This window comes from Luteimonas viscosa (genome assembly GCF_008244685.1).
Taxonomy (GTDB): Bacteria; Pseudomonadota; Gammaproteobacteria; order Xanthomonadales; family Xanthomonadaceae; genus Luteimonas; species Luteimonas viscosa.
This window is the reverse complement of the sequence record NZ_VTFT01000002.1, coordinates 316,857-331,614: the sequence shown is the minus strand read 5'-3', so window position 1 is coordinate 331,614 and position 14,758 is coordinate 316,857. Positions and strand designations below refer to the sequence as shown.

At 69.2% G+C, this 14,758-nt stretch carries 17 protein-coding genes; 10 read left to right on the top strand and 7 right to left on the bottom strand.

The window, feature by feature from the left end; genetic code table 11:
* Positions 1-339: 339 nt before the first annotated feature.
* The 5 genes from rplI to FZO89_RS16090 all read right to left on the bottom strand — a co-directional run bounded on the left by rplI (position 340) and on the right by FZO89_RS16090 (position 4,071).
* Positions 340-792 (bottom strand): 50S ribosomal protein L9, encoded by a 453-nt coding sequence (gene rplI, locus FZO89_RS16110; RefSeq protein WP_149104442.1) that lies wholly within the window; start codon positions 790-792, stop codon positions 340-342.
* A 110-nt stretch (positions 793-902) separates the two neighbouring features.
* Positions 903-1,133, bottom strand: coding sequence for a 30S ribosomal protein S18 (gene rpsR, locus FZO89_RS16105; protein WP_149104441.1), 231 nt, complete (start codon positions 1,131-1,133; stop codon positions 903-905).
* An 11-nt stretch (positions 1,134-1,144) separates the two neighbouring features.
* The gene (gene rpsF / locus FZO89_RS16100; RefSeq protein ID WP_149104440.1) at positions 1,145-1,585 is read right to left on the bottom strand and encodes a 30S ribosomal protein S6; all 441 of its coding nucleotides are present in this window, start codon (positions 1,583-1,585) and stop codon (positions 1,145-1,147) included.
* Positions 1,586-1,897: 312 nt separating this feature from the next.
* A complete protein-coding gene (locus FZO89_RS16095; protein WP_149104439.1) occupies positions 1,898-3,688 on the bottom strand; it encodes a DUF885 domain-containing protein in 1,791 nt (596 codons plus the stop codon).
* A gap of 41 nt (positions 3,689-3,729) precedes the next feature.
* Entirely contained in the window at positions 3,730-4,071 is a 342-nt protein-coding gene (locus FZO89_RS16090; RefSeq protein WP_149104438.1) for a HesB/IscA family protein, read from the bottom strand.
* Positions 4,072-4,175: 104 nt separating this feature from the next.
* On the opposite strand from FZO89_RS16090, the gene asnS reads away from it, so the two are divergent.
* The 5 genes from asnS to FZO89_RS16065 all read left to right on the top strand — a co-directional run bounded on the left by asnS (position 4,176) and on the right by FZO89_RS16065 (position 8,249).
* Positions 4,176-5,576 (top strand): asparagine--tRNA ligase, encoded by a 1,401-nt coding sequence (gene asnS / locus FZO89_RS16085; protein WP_149104437.1) that lies wholly within the window; start codon positions 4,176-4,178, stop codon positions 5,574-5,576.
* A gap of 219 nt (positions 5,577-5,795) precedes the next feature.
* Positions 5,796-6,101: a hypothetical protein gene (locus tag FZO89_RS16080; protein ID WP_149104436.1), complete on the top strand. Its 306-nt coding sequence runs from the start codon at positions 5,796-5,798 to the stop codon at positions 6,099-6,101.
* Entirely contained in the window at positions 6,098-6,415 is a 318-nt protein-coding gene (locus FZO89_RS16075) for a hypothetical protein (protein ID WP_149104435.1), read from the top strand. The genes FZO89_RS16080 and FZO89_RS16075 overlap by 4 nt, the downstream gene beginning before the upstream one ends.
* A gap of 414 nt (positions 6,416-6,829) precedes the next feature.
* A complete protein-coding gene (locus FZO89_RS16070) occupies positions 6,830-7,450 on the top strand; it encodes an FMN-binding negative transcriptional regulator (RefSeq protein WP_149104434.1) in 621 nt (206 codons plus the stop codon).
* A 13-nt stretch (positions 7,451-7,463) separates the two neighbouring features.
* The gene (locus FZO89_RS16065; RefSeq protein ID WP_149104433.1) at positions 7,464-8,249 is read left to right on the top strand and encodes an SDR family oxidoreductase; all 786 of its coding nucleotides are present in this window, start codon (positions 7,464-7,466) and stop codon (positions 8,247-8,249) included.
* Between the two features lie 4 nt (positions 8,250-8,253).
* Here FZO89_RS16065 and FZO89_RS16060 read toward each other — a convergent pair whose 3' ends face one another.
* Positions 8,254-8,694 carry a hypothetical protein gene (locus tag FZO89_RS16060; RefSeq protein ID WP_149104432.1) on the bottom strand — a complete coding sequence of 147 codons (441 nt, stop codon included), beginning with the start codon at positions 8,692-8,694 and terminating at the stop codon, positions 8,254-8,256.
* Between the two features lie 99 nt (positions 8,695-8,793).
* Between FZO89_RS16060 and FZO89_RS16055 the strand changes: the two genes are divergently transcribed.
* The 3 genes from FZO89_RS16055 to FZO89_RS16045 are packed head-to-tail and all read left to right on the top strand — an operon-like array spanning position 8,794 to position 11,343.
* Positions 8,794-10,221 carry an aldehyde dehydrogenase gene (locus FZO89_RS16055; protein WP_149104431.1) on the top strand — a complete coding sequence of 476 codons (1,428 nt, stop codon included), beginning with the start codon at positions 8,794-8,796 and terminating at the stop codon, positions 10,219-10,221.
* A gap of 31 nt (positions 10,222-10,252) precedes the next feature.
* On the top strand, positions 10,253-10,915 hold the full coding sequence (can, locus tag FZO89_RS16050) for a carbonate dehydratase (protein ID WP_149104430.1): 663 nt from the start codon (positions 10,253-10,255) through the stop codon (positions 10,913-10,915).
* A complete protein-coding gene (locus FZO89_RS16045; RefSeq protein ID WP_149104429.1) occupies positions 10,915-11,343 on the top strand; it encodes a RidA family protein in 429 nt (142 codons plus the stop codon). The genes can and FZO89_RS16045 overlap by 1 nt, the downstream gene beginning before the upstream one ends.
* Here FZO89_RS16045 and FZO89_RS16040 read toward each other — a convergent pair.
* Complete coding sequence (locus FZO89_RS16040; RefSeq protein ID WP_149104428.1) at positions 11,315-12,961, bottom strand: cation:proton antiporter; 1,647 nt, start codon at positions 12,959-12,961, stop codon at positions 11,315-11,317. The genes FZO89_RS16045 and FZO89_RS16040 overlap by 29 nt on opposite strands.
* Before the next feature lie 133 nt (positions 12,962-13,094).
* Here FZO89_RS16040 and FZO89_RS16035 point away from each other — a divergent pair, with 133 nt between their 5' ends.
* Complete coding sequence (locus FZO89_RS16035; protein WP_149104427.1) at positions 13,095-13,646, top strand: 3-hydroxyanthranilate 3,4-dioxygenase; 552 nt, start codon at positions 13,095-13,097, stop codon at positions 13,644-13,646.
* Between the two features lie 8 nt (positions 13,647-13,654).
* A complete protein-coding gene (locus FZO89_RS16030) occupies positions 13,655-14,680 on the top strand; it encodes an amidohydrolase family protein (protein WP_149104426.1) in 1,026 nt (341 codons plus the stop codon).
* Positions 14,681-14,758: the final 78 nt, after the last annotated feature.

Here is a 14,758-nt window from a genome sequence, read left to right as displayed (position 1 = left end):
CACCCGCATCCGCCGTATCGGGATGGTTGGCGGTTCACGGACAGCAGCACAAAAACGCGTGGCGCCAGCCGCGCGCAACCGGAAGGCCGAGCCCCGGCGTGGCCGGCAGGCCTTCGCGGCGAAATCAAGGAGGAGGCATCCGCTGCAAGCGGATGCCGGGGGACATTCGCCGCGAAGGCCTGCCGGTCGCGGCGGGGCCCGTCAGTTCCCCACGAAGTGGGAGATGCAGTTGTGCAAACCCGCCCCTTCCCACTCTGGGAGTGCTTGACACGCCCAAGTGCAATGCAACAAAAAACAGGCGCCTTGCGGCGCCTGTCGGTTTTGCGTGCAACGCAGCGATCAGGCCGCTTCGGGCTCGACCACCACCTTGACCGTGGCTTCGGCGTCGGCGTGCAGGTGCACGACGACCTCGAATTCGCCGGTGTTGCGCAGCGGGCCTTCGCCCATCACCACTTCCGACTTGTTGACCGGCATGCCGGCCTTGGTCAGCGCTTCGGCGATGTCGCGCGGCCCGACCGAGCCGTACAGCTTGCCTTCGGTGGAAGCGTTGGCGTACAGGGTCACGCTGGCGCCTTCCAGCTTCGCCAGGCGCGACTGCGCCTCGTCTGCGACGGCCTGGGCCTTGGCCTCGTAGTCGGCGCGCTTGGCCTCGAACTCGGCGAGGTTGGCGGCGGTGGCCGGCACGGCCTTGCCCTGGGGCACCAGGAAGTTGCGGCCGTAGCCGGGCTTGACGCTGACCTTGTCGCCGAGGGCGCCGAGGTTGGTGACGCGTTGCAGCAGGATCAGTTCCATGGGGTTTCTCCGTATTCGTTAGCGACGATCGTCCGCCGCAACGCTTGCTGTCCGAATCGGACGGATCGGGAGCCCGGCGGGAGCGCGTTGCCGCGCCCCTGCGCGGTGGCTCAGATGTTGTGGTTGTCGGTGTACGGGATCAGCGCGAGGAAACGCGCGCGCTTGACCGCGAGCGCCAGCTGGCGCTGGTAGCGCGACTTGGTGCCGGTGATGCGGCTCGGCACGATCTTGCCGTTCTCGGTGAGGTTCTGGCGCAGGGTGTTGAGATCCTTGTAGTCGATCTCCTTGACACCCTCGGCGGTGAACTTGCAGAACTTGCGGCGGCGGAAGAACTTGGACATGTGCGTGCTCCTCAGGCGGCTTGGGCGGGCGCGGCCTTGTCGCCGTCGCTGTCGCTGTCTGTGTCGGTGGACGGGGACTCGTCGTCATCGCGGCGGCGGCGGTCGCCGCGCTCGGGCTTGTCGCCCTTCTCGTCCTTGTTCTTCATGATCAGCGACTGCTCGGTGTCGGCCTCGTCGCGGCGCATGACCAGGTGGCGCAGCACGGCGTCGTTGAAGCGGAAGCCCTCGACGAGCTCATTGAGCACGTTCTGGCCGGCCTCGATGTTGAACAGCACGTAGTGGGCCTTGACCAGGTTGTTGATCGGATAGGCCAGCTGGCGGCGGCCCCAGTCCTCGAGGCGGTGGATCTTGCCCTCGCCGGCCTCGATCAGCGACTTGTAGCGCTCGATCATCGCCGGCACCTGCTCGCTCTGGTCCGGATGGACCAGGAACACGATTTCGTAGTGACGCATGGTTTTTTCCTTTCGGGTATCGGGCGCCCTCGCGGACATCCCCGGACAGCTCCCCGACGCCCGCAGCGGCCGCGGTGGAGCAAGGTCTCCCACGGCCGGGCCGCAGGGAGCCGCGTATTATGGCGGATCAATGACTTGCGGGCAAGACGGCGCCCACGCAGAGCCGGTAGCGTGCCCATGCCGGCAGCAGGCCGGGCCGGGGCTGGCGGAGCGCCAGTGCCCGGATGCCCCGGGCGGAACGTGGCGGGGCCCCGCGCGGCCGGCACGTCCCTGCGGAGGAACCACCGCTCGCCCGGGGCGCCGGGCCCGCCGCTAGCGTGCGGGATCGCCCTGGGCGCGCCGGGCCGTCCAGGCGTCGATATGCCGCTCCAGCGTCGCCAGCGGCACCGAGCCGGTGGCCAGCACGGCGTCGTTGAAGTCGCGCAGGTCGAACCTCGGCCCAAGCGCGGCTTCCGCCCGCGCACGCAGCTCCGAGATCTTCAGCTGCCCGATCTTGTAGGCCAGCGCCTGCCCCGGCCAGCTGATGTAGCGGTCGATCTCGTTGACCACGTCCTGCTCGGTCTTGGGCGCGTTGGCCATGAAGTAGTCGATCGCCTGCTGCCGGCTCCAGCCCTTGCCGTGCATGCCGGTGTCGACCACCAGCCGCACCGCACGCCACATGTCGTAGGCCAGCTGGCCCATGCGGTCGTAGGGATCGTCGTAAAGCCCCATGTCGTAGCCCAGGCGCTCGGCGTAAAGCCCCCAGCCCTCGCCGTAGGCGACGAAATAGCCGGTGCGCCGGAACAGCGGCATGTCCGGCAGCTCCAGCGCACGCGCGAACTGGAAGTGGTGACCCGGCACGGCCTCGTGCAGCGACAGCGCCATCATCTCCCACTTCGGCCGCACTTCCGGCCGGTAGAGGTTGACGTAGTAGTAGCCGGGACGGCTGCCGTCGACCGCCCCGCCCTGGTAGTAGGCGGTGGTGGTGTCGGGGGCGATGCTGTCGGGGATCGGCCGGACGCCGTAGGGCAGTCGCGGGATGGTGCGGGCGATCTTCACCAGCTCCGGGTCGATGCGCTTGGAGATGGCGCGGTAGGCCTCGAGCAGGGCTTCGGGCGAGTCGTGGAAGAACTCCGGATCGGTGCGCAGGTGCTCGAAGAACGCGGCCAGGTCGCCGTCGAAGCCCACCTCCTCGCGCACCTGCTCCATCTCCGCGCGGATCCGCGCCACTTCCCGCAGGCCGATGGCATGGATCTCGTCGGTGGACAGGTCGGTGGTGGTGAAGGTCGAGGCCAGGAAGTCGTAGTACGCGCGTCCGTCGGGCAGGTCGGTGACGGCGATCGATCCGCGCGCATGCGGCAGGTAGTCGCGCGCGAAGAACTCGCCGAAGCGGCGATAGGCCGGGACGATGTCGGCGGCGATCACGCGCCGCGCCTCGTCCTGCAGCGCGCTGCGTTCGGCGGACGGGATGGCCTCGGGAATCCGGAGGAACGGCTGGTAGAACTGGCTCGCCTCCGGGTCCTCGACCACCTGCGCGGCGATCTGCGCCGGAATCCGCTCCATCAGCACGCGCGGCGGCACCAGGCCCGCCGCGACGCCCTCGCGCATCAGCGCCATGTCCTGGTCGAGCATCGCCGGCACCGCGCGCATGCGGGCGAGCCAGTCGCGGTAGTCCTTCGCGTCGCGGAACGGCAGGACCTCGACGATCTCCGCCGCGGTCTGCGGCCCGCCACGCTGGCTGACCGGGCGCAGGTGCTCGCGGAACCGCTGCCGCTCGACCGCCTTCTCCAGGCGCCAGCGCATCACGTCGTGGTCGAGCCGGGCCGCTTCGGGCAACGCCTCGCGGTCGATCGCGAGCAGGGCCTGCAGCGCGTCGCGATCGGCCTGCTGGCGTGCGGCGATGGCCGCCGGCGACATGTCGGTCCAGCGGTCGTTGTAACGGCGGTCGCCACTGTAGGTGGCCGATTCCGGGCTTTCGCGCAGCCCGCGCTCCCATTCGGCGTCGAAGAAGGCCTGCAGGACCTCGCCCGCGCCGGCCGGAGGCGCCGCCAGGCCCGGCAACGTGGCGACGACGAACAGCAGCAGGACCGCTGTTGTGCGGAACGGGACGGTTCGGAACATCATCGGCGCGGGCTCCCGGGGGCGTTGCGGGAGTGTAGGGCCTGTCAGGCGGCCTTGTCGGCGTCGGTGGTGAAGCTCTCGCCGCAGCCGCATTCGGCGGCCGCCTTCGGATTGGCGAACACGAACTCGTGATTCAGGCCCTTGCGCACGAAGTCGATGGTAGTGCCGTCGACCAGCGGCTGGCTGGTCGCATCGACGTAGATGCGCACCCCCTGGAACTCGCTGACGCTGTCGCCGGCACGCTCGTCCCGCGCCAGCTCCACTTCGTAGCCCCAACCCGAGCAACCCGTGCGCCTGACCCCGAAGCGCAGGCCCAGCGCGCCCGGCTCGCCGGCAAGGAACTGGCGGACTCGATCGTAGGCGGCGGGGGTGAGCTGGATGGCCATGGCGTGGATTCTAGCGCGGGGAACCTGAAACGCGGCTGGGAGCGCGTGTGGCCGCGCTAAACTGTGCGTTCCGGAGATTGGCCCCTTTCCCCAGGATTCAAGGCATGACGGTTTCCAGCGTCGAACACGCGCTCGCGGGCAGGATCCCCGCCGGCGGCGAAGTCACGGTCCGCGGCTGGGTGCGCACCCGGCGCGATTCCAAGGCCGGGCTGTCGTTCGTGAACGTCAGCGACGGGTCCTGCTTCGCGCCGATCCAGGTGGTGGCGCCGAGCACCCTGGACAACTACGAATCCGAGGTGAAGCGGCTGACCGCCGGCTGCTCGGTCATCGCCAGCGGCACGCTGGTGGCTTCGCAGGGCCAGGGCCAGAGCTTCGAGATCCAGGCCTCGAACATCGAAGTGGTCGGCTGGGTCGACGATCCCGAGACCTACCCGATCCAGCCCAAGGCGCACTCGCTCGAGTTCCTGCGCGAGGTCGCGCACCTGCGCCCGCGCACCAACCTCTTCGGCGCGGTGACGCGCATCCGCCACTGCCTGGCGCAGGCCGCGCACCGCTACTTCCACGAGAACGGCTACTACTGGATCAACACGCCGATCGTGACCACGTCCGACGCCGAGGGCGCGGGGCAGATGTTCCGGGTGTCGACGCTCGACCTGGCCAACCTGCCGCGCGGCAAGGACGGCGCGGTGGACTTCGGCCGCGACTTCTTCGGCAAGGAAGTGTTCCTGTCCGTCTCCGGACAGCTCAACGTCGAGGCCTTCTGCCTGGCGATGAGCAAGGTCTACACCTTCGGCCCGACCTTCCGTGCCGAGAACAGCAACACCACGCGCCACCTGGCCGAGTTCTGGATGATCGAGCCGGAAATCGCGTTCGCCGACCTGGCCGAGAACGCGCGCGTGGCCGAGGAGTTCCTGAAATACCTGTTCCGCGCGGTGCTCGACGAACGCGCCGACGACATGGCCTTCATCGCCGAACGCGTGCAGAAGGACGCGATCACCCGGCTGGAGGCCTTCGTCAACGCGCCGTTCGAGCGGATCGAGTACAACGATGCGGTGTCGCTGCTGCAGAAGTCGGGGCAGAAGTTCGACTTCCCGGTCGAATGGGGCCTGGACCTGCAGACCGAGCACGAGCGCTGGCTCACCGAGCAGCACGTCGGCCGCCCGGTGGTGGTGACCAACTATCCCGAGCACATCAAGGCGTTCTACATGCGCCTGAACGACGATGGCAGGACCGTCGCGGCGATGGACGTGCTGGCGCCGGGCATCGGCGAGATCATCGGCGGCTCGCAGCGCGAGGAACGGCTGGACGTGCTGGACGCGCGCATGGACCAGTTCGGCCTCGACCGCGAGCATTACGCCTGGTACCGCGACTTCCGCCGCTACGGCACGGTGCCGCATGCCGGCTTCGGTCTCGGCTTCGAGCGGCTGATCGTCTACGTGTGCGGGCTTTCGAACATTCGCGACGCGATTCCCTACCCGCGCGCGCCGGGGAATGCGGAGTATTGATGGAGCCGGAATTGGGGATTCGGGAGTCGGGATTGGAAGAACCAGCCGCTAAGACCGGGATTGCAACCGACCGTCATCCTCTCTACACATTTTCCGATAGACGGCAGAACCACCATCACGAATATCCGCGTTATTGCTGACCAGCAACCATCACGGGCGAGTCACTATTCACCGCCGCTGCCCAATCCCGAATCCCCAATCCCGAATCCCTTCGCCTGAATGATCCTCTTCCTCGCCCTGTGCTTCGTCGGCATCGCCATCGGTGGCCTCACCGCCTTCGTGATCTTCTGGCCGCTGTCGCTGGTGCACCTGCGCGACCGGCATCCGCAGGTGCACGCGTCGCTCGGCGAGGGTGCGTTCCTCAATCCCAGCGCGCTGGGATGGCTGCTGGGCGGGCGCTACCGCTCGGTGCGCGACGCGCAGTTCACCGGCCTGGCGACGCCGGCGCGGGTGTCCGCCTTCGTGATCCTCGGCGCGCTCGGGTTTTCGGCCCTGCTGTGGCTGTGGTCCGTGGTGTTGCGGTGAGCGGGCAGCAGTCCCACGTGTTCGAGGAATGGTGGCTGGCTTCGCTCGGGCGCACCATCGTCTGGGCGCGCCTGCGCGTGCGCGAGGCCGGGACCGCCGAGGTCTTCGACAGCGATGGCGCCACCCTGGTCTACGACAGCGAGGACACCGCACGCGCGATGCTGCTCGATGCCGAGTTCGTCGCCTTCGACGGCCTCGACGAAGAGGATGCGCTGGAGCGCGGATTTTCGCTGGCGGAACTCGCGCCACCGGGGACCGGCAGCGATGAAGCGCTGCGCCCGCGCATGGTGCAACTGCTGGGTGGGCGCGCCTGAGGCCGGCCTGCTCGAACCGGATGCGGCATCTCCCGAGCCGAGCGTCGCGCCGCGCCATCCGCCAGGACGCAGGACTTCACCCCCGCCACCTCGGCCGCCAGGTGTTGCTGCCGCCCGCCACGCCCGCACGTCCGCCACACCCCATTACACCCGCGCCACCCGCCACACCTTCGACCTTTCCATCCCGGGCGTAGCGAGGGAGCTGCCCGTGCCGCCAGCGATGGGCAGACGGTTACCCTTGCACGGATGCAGAAGCGCCGGTTCCCCGCCTGCACAGGCTGACGGCAGCGGATCGGCCTGCGCCCCGCCTCGCCAGCGCCATTGCTCCGGCCCCGCGCCGCCGGCCCTGCGCAACGGCATACGCCACGTGGAGTGGCCCGGGTAGCCACCGCCGCGATGCAATAAGATCCTGACATGTACACGCCACGCGCCTTCGCCGAAACCGACCTCGCCCACCTGGACGCCCTGCTCGCCGCCGACCCGTTCGTCACGCTGGTGACCACCGGCGAGGACGGCCATCCATTCGCCTCGCACCTGCCCGTGCTCTATCGCCGCGAGGGCGAGCGGGTGACGATCGAGGGCCACTGGGCCAGGCCGAACCCGCAGAACCACCACGTCGGTCCTGCGCTGATGATCGTGCATGGGCCGCATGCCTACGTCTCGCCAAGCTGGTACCCGGACAAGGAAGCCGCGGCGCGCGTGCCGACCTGGAACTACGCGGTCGCGCATCTGTCCGGCACCGTCGAACGCTTCGAGGACGAGTCCGCACTGGGCGACCTGGTGTCGCGGCTGAGCGACCGCTTCGAGGCGAGTGTCGGCCAGTCGTGGCGGTTCGAACCGGAGCGCGACGACCACCGCCGGCAGCTGCGCGGGATCGTCGGCTTCCGCTTCGTCCCCGGGCGGATCGAACTGAAGTTCAAGCTCAGCCAGAACCATCCCGTCGCCAATCGCGAAGTCGTCGCCACCAGGCTCGGCGAAATGGTCGCCCCCGGCGCCCGCGCCGTCGCGGCGATGATGCGCGCCCGCGCGGACTGAACAAGGAGTCACCATGGACCTCGACCTCTCCGGTCGCCACGCCCTGGTCTGCGGCGCGTCCGAAGGCATCGGCCGCGCGACGGCGTACGAACTGGCGCTGCTCGGCGCCACTGTCACCGTGCTCGCGCGCCGGCAGGATGCGCTGGAGGCGGTGGCTTCCGCCCTGCCCTGCGCGAACGGCCAGCGCCATCGCGCGCTCGTCGCGGACGTGTCGCAGCGCGATGCACTGCGCGCGAAGGTGGAAGCGCTGGTGGCCGATGCGCCGGTGCAGATCCTCGTCAACAACACCGGCGGCCCGCCCGGCGGCCCTGCGTTCGCCGCGGACGAAGCCGCATTCCTGGATGCCTTCGGCAAGCACCTGCTCGCCAACCACGCGCTGGCGCAGGCGGTCGTCCCCGGCATGCGCGACGCGCGCTGGGGCCGGATCGTCAACGTGGTCTCGACCTCGGTGTACGAGCCGATCGCCGGGCTCGGCGTGTCGAACACGATCCGCGGCGCGGTCGCCAGCTGGGCCAAGACGCTCTCGCGCGAACTGGGCCCGCACGGCATCACCGTCAACAACGTGCTGCCCGGCTACACCGATACCGCGCGCATCGAGCAGATCCTGCGCGACCGGACCGCCGCGAGCGGCAAGTCGCGCGAGGACGTCGCCGCCGCGATGCTCGCCAGCGTGCCCGCCGGCCGCTTCGCGCAGCCGGAGGAAACAGGCGGCGTGATCGCCTTCCTGTGCTCGCCCGCCGCCGGCTACGTCAACGGCGTCTCGCTGGCGGTCGACGGCGGGCGGATGCAGTCGATCTGACCGGTCAGGTCGCTTTCCGCAGGCATCCGCTGATGGCGTAGTGCCCGGTGGCCGCGATCGCGGCGTCGCCGCGCACGATGCTCACCTGCACCTGCGACCCGGGATCGGCGTGGAACTTCACCGGCCCGGACGTCTTGCGATCGAGTGGCGTGAACCCGGGCAGGATCGGCAGCGTGTAGTCGATGCGCGCCGTGCCCTGCCACACGCCGACATTGAAGTCGCTGTATTCGGACTCGGTCCGCAGGCGTACGCTCGCCGAGACGTACTGGACGACGTAGCGATATCCCCGCGGCACGGGCACGTAGGCGATGCCGTTCATCATGCCGGCCGGAATCTGTACGAGTCCGGATTGCTGCAGCGGTCGGGCGCAGGCCTGTACCTGGGCGCAAGCGAGGGCGCCCGCGGCCAGCAGCAGCGCCATTCCCAGTCCTCGGATGGATTGCATGGTTCGATTCCCGTCTCGATCCGGATCGGATCCCCGGATGAATCGGGAAACCGCGGCGCGGACTGACATCCGTCCGCGCCGCGCCGGTTAAGATGGGCCATGCAGCAACTGTCCCACTGGATCGACGGCCTGCCGCAGGCGCCCTCGGGCGGCGAGTGGCTGGAGGTCCACGACCCGGCCTCCGGCCGCCCGCACGCACGGGTGGCGTCCGGCACCGCGCAGGACGTGGAAACCGCGGTCGCGGCCGCTTCGGCCGCCTTCCCGCTCTGGTCGGGCCTGGCCAACGACGAGCGCGCGCGCTGGCTGGAGCGGCTGGCCGATGCGCTCGAGGCGAAGCTCGACCTGTTCGCGCAATCCGAAGCGCGCGACGGCGGCAAGCCGATCCGGCTCGCGCGCGAGGTCGAGATCCCGCGCGCGATCGCGAACCTGCGCTTCTTCGCCCACGCGGCCACCCAGTTCGCGAGCGAATCGCACCACGGGCAGGCGGGCCTGAACTACACCCTGCGCCAAGCGCTGGGCGTGGTCGGCACGATCTCGCCATGGAACCTGCCGCTGTACCTGTTCACCTGGAAGATCGCGCCGGCGCTGGCCGCGGGCAATACGGTGGTCGCCAAGCCGTCCGAGGTCACACCACTGACGGCGACGATGTTGGGCGAGCTCGCGGCAGAGATCGGCTTCCCTGCCGGCGTGCTGAACATCGTCCATGGCATGGGCCCGGAGGTGGGCGAGGCGATCGTGACCCATCCGGCGATACGGGCGATCTCGTTCACCGGCAGCACCGTGGTGGGAAAGCGCATCGCAGGACTCGCCGCGCCGCTGCTGAAGAAGGTGTCGCTGGAGCTCGGCGGCAAGAACGCGACGCTCGTGTTCGCCGACAGCGACTGGCAGGCGCAGCTCGACACGCTGGTGCGCTCGGCGTTCCAGAACAGCGGCCAGATCTGCCTGTGCGGCTCGCGTATCCTGGTGGAGCGCACGATCCTCGTCGAGTTCCGCGAGGCCTTCGTCGATCGCGTGCGCACGCTGCGCATCGGCGACCCGATCGATACCGACACCGAGCTCGGCCCGCTGGCCTCGCAGACGCATTTCGACAAGGTGATGGCCGCGCTGCAGCGTGCGCGCGACGAGGGTGGGCAGGTGCTGTGCGGCGGCAATGCGCTCGACCGGCCCGGCTGGTTCGTCGAGCCGACGCTGCTGGAAGGCCTGGGCCCGGACTGCGCCAGCAACCGCGAGGAGATCTTCGGGCCGGTCGCCACCCTGCAGCCGTTCGACGACGAGGACCACGCGCTGCGCCTGGCCAACGCCGTCGACTACGGGCTCGCCGCATCGGTCTGGACCCGCGACCTCGACCGCGCGCACCGCCTCGCCGCGGCCCTGCGCGTGGGCATCGTCTGGATCAACAGCTGGCTGATGCGCGACCTGCGCACGCCGTTCGGCGGCGTGGGCCAGTCCGGTCTCGGCCGCGAGGGCGGGTTCGAGGCGATGCGTTTCTTCACCGAACCGAAGAACGTCGGCATCGCTTTGCGATAATGCCGCCGACGACGCCACACGGACACCGCCGATGAGCCGACTGCGAGAGCTGCTGGACAAGAACGAAGCCTGGGCGGCGCGGATCGAGGCCGAGGACCCGACCTTCTTCCAGCGCCTGTCGGGCCTGCAGACCCCCAAGTTCCTGTGGATCGGCTGCTCCGACTCGCGCGTGCCCGCCAACCAGATCGTCGACATGGCGCCGGGCGAAGTGTTCGTCCACCGCAACATCGCCAACGTGGTGGTGCACACCGACCTCAACTGCCTGTCGGTGATCCAGTTCGCGGTCGACGTGCTCAAGGTCGAGCACATCCTCGTCGTCGGCCACTACGGCTGCGGCGGCGTGCTGGCGGCGCTCAAGGGCATGCGCCTGGGCCTGGCCGACAACTGGATCCGGCACGTCAAGGACGTGGCGAACAAGCACGACGGCGTGCTCGCGGACATCGCGCACGAAGGCCTGCGCCACGACCGGCTGTGCGAGCTGAACGTGCTCGAGCAGGTCGGCAACGTCTGCGAGACCACGATCCTGCGCGATGCCTGGTCGCGCGGGCAGAACGTGCACGTCTACGGCTGGGTGTACACGCTACGCGACGGGCGGGTGCACGACCTGGGCCTCGACATCGACAGCGAACAGGCGCTGGCCGACCAGTACGCGCCGGCGCTGGCGCGCATCCGGATCGACCGGGAGGACCGCTGATGCCGGGCGCCGGCATCCGCGCGGCGGCCGCGCCGAAGCCGGTCGGCCGCTACCCGCACGCGCGCCGCGTGGGTGAGCTGCTGTTCCTGTCGGGCATCGGACCGCGCGATCCCGCTACCGACCAGGTGCCCGGCAACGTGCATGATGGCGACGGCAGCCTGGTGACACACGACATCGACGCGCAGACGCGCGCCGTGTTCGCCAACGTCCGCGCCGTACTGGAAGCCAGCGGCGCGCGCTGGGAAGACCTGGTCGACGTGACCGTCTACCTCACCGACATGGCGGGCGACTTCGCCGGTTACAACGCGGTCTGGGCCGAGTATTTCCCCGACGTCGACACCGCGCCCTGCCGCACCACGCTGGGCATCGCCGCGCTGCCCACGCCGATCGCGATCGAGCTCAAGTGCGTGGCGCGGCTTCGGGACTGAGCAGGTCGCGCAGCGTGTCGGCCGCCTGCTCGGCGGCATCGTCGAAGGGATCCAGCACCACGTCCACCTGCAGCCGGCGCAGGTGTTCGGCCGCGCCCGCCATCCGCGCCGCGGCCACGAAGCGTCCATCGAAACCGGCCTCGCGCACCGCGCGTCGCAGGTGGGTCACGCTGTGGGCATCGGCCAGCGTCGCCACCACCAGCTCTGCGCCCGCCAGTGGCAGGGAGTGCGCGAACTCGGCGTCCTCGGCATCGCCGAAATGCACGTCCAGCCCCAGCGCACGCGCTTCGGCCACGGCGACCGGGTCGAAATCCACCCCCAGCGCCGTCACGCCATCGCGCGCCAGGGCGGACATCAGCCGCGCGCCGTAGCGGCCGACGCCGAACACCACCACCTGCACCGGCGTGCCGGACGCGTCCTCGCCCCGCTCCCGCCACGGGTCGCGACGCTCGAACACGCCCAGCCAGCGCTGCACGCGTTCGAACAGCGGATGCGAGTACAGGATCATGTACGACGACAGCGCGATGGTCACCAGTCCCACCAGGGTCACCAGGCTGAGCGCGGGCGATCCCACGTGCCCCAGCGCGACGCCCATCGCGATGAAGATCACCGAGAACTCGCTGATCTGCGCCACGGTCAGGCCGGCCATGAATCCGGTGCGACGGCGATAGCCCATGAAGCCCATGATCGCCATCACGATCAGCGGGTTGCCCACCAGCACGAACACCGACAGCGCCAACGCCGCCGGCAACTGGCTGCCGAGGTCGGAGAACACCAGCCCCGATCCCAGGTGGACGAAGAAGAACAGCAGCAGGAAGTCGCGCAGCCCGCTCAGGCGCGCGCCCACAGCTTCCCGGAAAGGCGTGCCCGCCAGCGCGAAACCGGCGACGAACGCACCCACCTCCTTGCTCAGTCCGAGGTGCTCGCCGAACGCGGCCAGCGCGACGCCCCACGCCACCGAGAACACCACCATCAGCTCCGGCGTGCTCGCCATCCACGGCAGTACCCAGCGCAGGCCGTAGCGGATCAGCAGGAACACCGCCACGACCCCCGCCAGCAGCTGGCCGGTCCATGCCAGCCAGTCCATGCCGCCACCGTCAGCGCCCGCCGCTTCGCCCACCCCGAGCGCGCCGATGATCATCATCGCCACCACCACCGCGATGTCCTGCACGATCAGGAAGCCGGTCGCGATGCGACCGTGCAGCGAATCGAGCTCGCGCTTGTCGCCGAGCAGCTTGATGATGATGATGGTGCTGGAAAACGTCAGCGCCACCGCGACGTAGATCGCCGTCAGCCGGTCCATGCCCAACGCCAGCGCGATCAGGAACCCGAACGCGATGGTGAACGCGAGTTGCCCGAGGCCGGTCGCCAGCGCCACCGGCCCCAGCTGCCTCACCAGCGCCGGGTCGAGTTTGAGTCCCACCAGGAACAGCAGCACGGTGATGCCCAGTTGCGACAGCAGCTCGATCGCATCGCTGTGGCCGACCCAGCCCAGCGCCGCCGGGCCGACCAGGATGCCGACCACGATGAAGGCGACTATGGTCGGCTGCCGCAGCCGCGCGGCCAGCAGGCCCACGCCAGCCGCCAACGCAAGGATCAGGGCGAAATCGGAGAACATGCGGCGGGCACCCGTTCAAGCTGGTGGCGACAAGCTTAACCGCGGCGACCTGGCCGCACTCATCCGGCCCCGGCCGACGGATGTGTAACATGCACGCATCGCCCGCGGGCAGCCCCTTATCGAGGAGTCGGACATGCCGATCCCCGCCCCCATCGACTTCAAGCGCTGGATCGAGGACAACCGCCACCTGCTCAAGCCGCCGGTGGGCAACAAGTGCATCTACGACGGCGAGTTCATCGTCATGGTCGTCGGCGGTCCAAACGCGCGTACCGACTACCACTGGGAGGAAGGCGCCGAGTGGTTTTACCAGCTCGAAGGCGAGATGACCCTGCGCATCCAGGAGGATGGCAAGGTGCGCGACATCCCGATCCGCGCCGGCGAAACCTTCCTGCTGCCGCCGAAGGTGCCGCATTCGCCGCAGCGCGCCGCCGGCTCCATCGGCCTGGTGATCGAGCGCAGGCGCCTGCCGCACGAGGACGACGGCCTGCTGTGGTTCTGCGAGAACTGCAACCAGAAGGTGTACGAGGAATACTTCCACCTCGAGGACATCGAGCAGGATTTCTTCCGCGTGTTCGAAACCTTCTATCGCAGCGACGAACTGCGCACCTGCAAGGCCTGCGGCCATCTCAACCCCCGTCCGACGCGGTACGAGATGCAGGCCGACTCGCAGGCCGACATCACCTGATCCGATCCATGCTCAAGATCGACATCCACGCCCATTACCTGCCGCGAGACTGGCCCGACCTCGCACGCCGGTACGGCGACGCGCGGTTCCCGGTGATCCATCACACCGAAGACGGCCGCCATCGCATCTACAAGGACGGCAGGTTCTTCCGCGAGATCTGGTCGAAGACCTGGGATCCGCAGGAGCGTATCGACGATTTCGCGCGGTTCGGCGTGCAGGTGCAGGTGATCAGCACGGTGCCGGTGATGTTCAGCTACTGGGCCAGGCCGGCGCATGCGCTGGAGCTGCACCAGGCGCTCAACGACCACATGGCGGCGACCTGTCGCGATTTTCCGCGCCACTACGCGGGCATCGGCACGGTGCCATTGCAGTCGCCGCGGCTGGCGGTGCAGGAGCTGGAGCGGTGCATGGACCAGCTCGGGCTGCAGGGCGTGCAGATCGGCTCGCACGTGCAGGTCTCGCCCGACACGCACTGGAACCTCGACGCGCCCGAGCTGTTCCCGTTCTTCGAGGCGGCCGCGGACCTCGGCGCCGCGATCCTCGTGCACCCCTGGGACATGATGGGCACCGACACCATGCCCAAGTACTGGCTGCCGTGGCTGGTGGGCATGCCGGCCGAACAGTCGCGCGCGGCATGCTCGCTGGTGTTCGGCGGCGTGCTGGAGCGGCTGCCGAAGCTGAAAGTGTGCATGGCCCACGGCGGCGGCAGCTTCCCCTACACCATCGGCCGCATCGAGCACGGCTTCAACATGCGGCCCGACCTCGTCGCCACCGACAATCCGCACAACCCGCGCGATTACCTGCAGCGGCTGTATTTCGATTCCTGGGTGGCCGACCCGCGCGCGCTGCGCTATCTGCTCGACACCTGCGGCACGGAGCGGGTGATGCTCGGTACCGACTATCCGTTCCCGCTGGGCGAACAGACCCCCGGCGCCGGCATCGAGCAGATCGAGCTGGACGAGGCCGAACGCGCCCGGCTCTACCACGGCACCGCGCTGGAATGGCTGGGCCTGCCGCTCTCCCGCTTCGCGTAGGAGCGCCTCCCGGCCCGAAGTCCGGTGCCCGGCTTCCGGTCCGGGCGCGCGGAAGCGCTTCGTTGCGACATCGGGACC

Bases quoted from the DNA above. Each gene is read 5' to 3' on its own strand.
- rplI (WP_149104442.1), bottom strand. From the start codon at position 792: ATGGAACTGATCCTGCTGCAACGCGTCACCAACCTCGGCGCCCTCGGC.
- rpsR (WP_149104441.1), bottom strand. From the start codon at position 1,133: ATGTCCAAGTTCTTCCGCCGCCGCAAGTTCTGCAAGTTCACCGCCGAG.
- rpsF (WP_149104440.1), bottom strand. From the start codon at position 1,585: ATGCGTCACTACGAAATCGTGTTCCTGGTCCATCCGGACCAGAGCGAG.
- FZO89_RS16095 (WP_149104439.1), bottom strand. From the start codon at position 3,688: ATGATGTTCCGAACCGTCCCGTTCCGCACAACAGCGGTCCTGCTGCTG.
- FZO89_RS16090 (WP_149104438.1), bottom strand. From the start codon at position 4,071: ATGGCCATCCAGCTCACCCCCGCCGCCTACGATCGAGTCCGCCAGTTC.
- asnS (WP_149104437.1), top strand. From the start codon at position 4,176: ATGACGGTTTCCAGCGTCGAACACGCGCTCGCGGGCAGGATCCCCGCC.
- FZO89_RS16080 (WP_149104436.1), top strand. From the start codon at position 5,796: ATGATCCTCTTCCTCGCCCTGTGCTTCGTCGGCATCGCCATCGGTGGC.
- FZO89_RS16070 (WP_149104434.1), top strand. From the start codon at position 6,830: ATGTACACGCCACGCGCCTTCGCCGAAACCGACCTCGCCCACCTGGAC.
- FZO89_RS16065 (WP_149104433.1), top strand. From the start codon at position 7,464: ATGGACCTCGACCTCTCCGGTCGCCACGCCCTGGTCTGCGGCGCGTCC.
- FZO89_RS16060 (WP_149104432.1), bottom strand. From the start codon at position 8,694: ATGCAATCCATCCGAGGACTGGGAATGGCGCTGCTGCTGGCCGCGGGC.
- FZO89_RS16055 (WP_149104431.1), top strand. From the start codon at position 8,794: ATGCAGCAACTGTCCCACTGGATCGACGGCCTGCCGCAGGCGCCCTCG.
- can (WP_149104430.1), top strand. From the start codon at position 10,253: ATGAGCCGACTGCGAGAGCTGCTGGACAAGAACGAAGCCTGGGCGGCG.
- FZO89_RS16045 (WP_149104429.1), top strand. From the start codon at position 10,915: ATGCCGGGCGCCGGCATCCGCGCGGCGGCCGCGCCGAAGCCGGTCGGC.
- FZO89_RS16040 (WP_149104428.1), bottom strand. From the start codon at position 12,961: ATGTTCTCCGATTTCGCCCTGATCCTTGCGTTGGCGGCTGGCGTGGGC.
- FZO89_RS16035 (WP_149104427.1), top strand. From the start codon at position 13,095: ATGCCGATCCCCGCCCCCATCGACTTCAAGCGCTGGATCGAGGACAAC.
- FZO89_RS16030 (WP_149104426.1), top strand. From the start codon at position 13,655: ATGCTCAAGATCGACATCCACGCCCATTACCTGCCGCGAGACTGGCCC.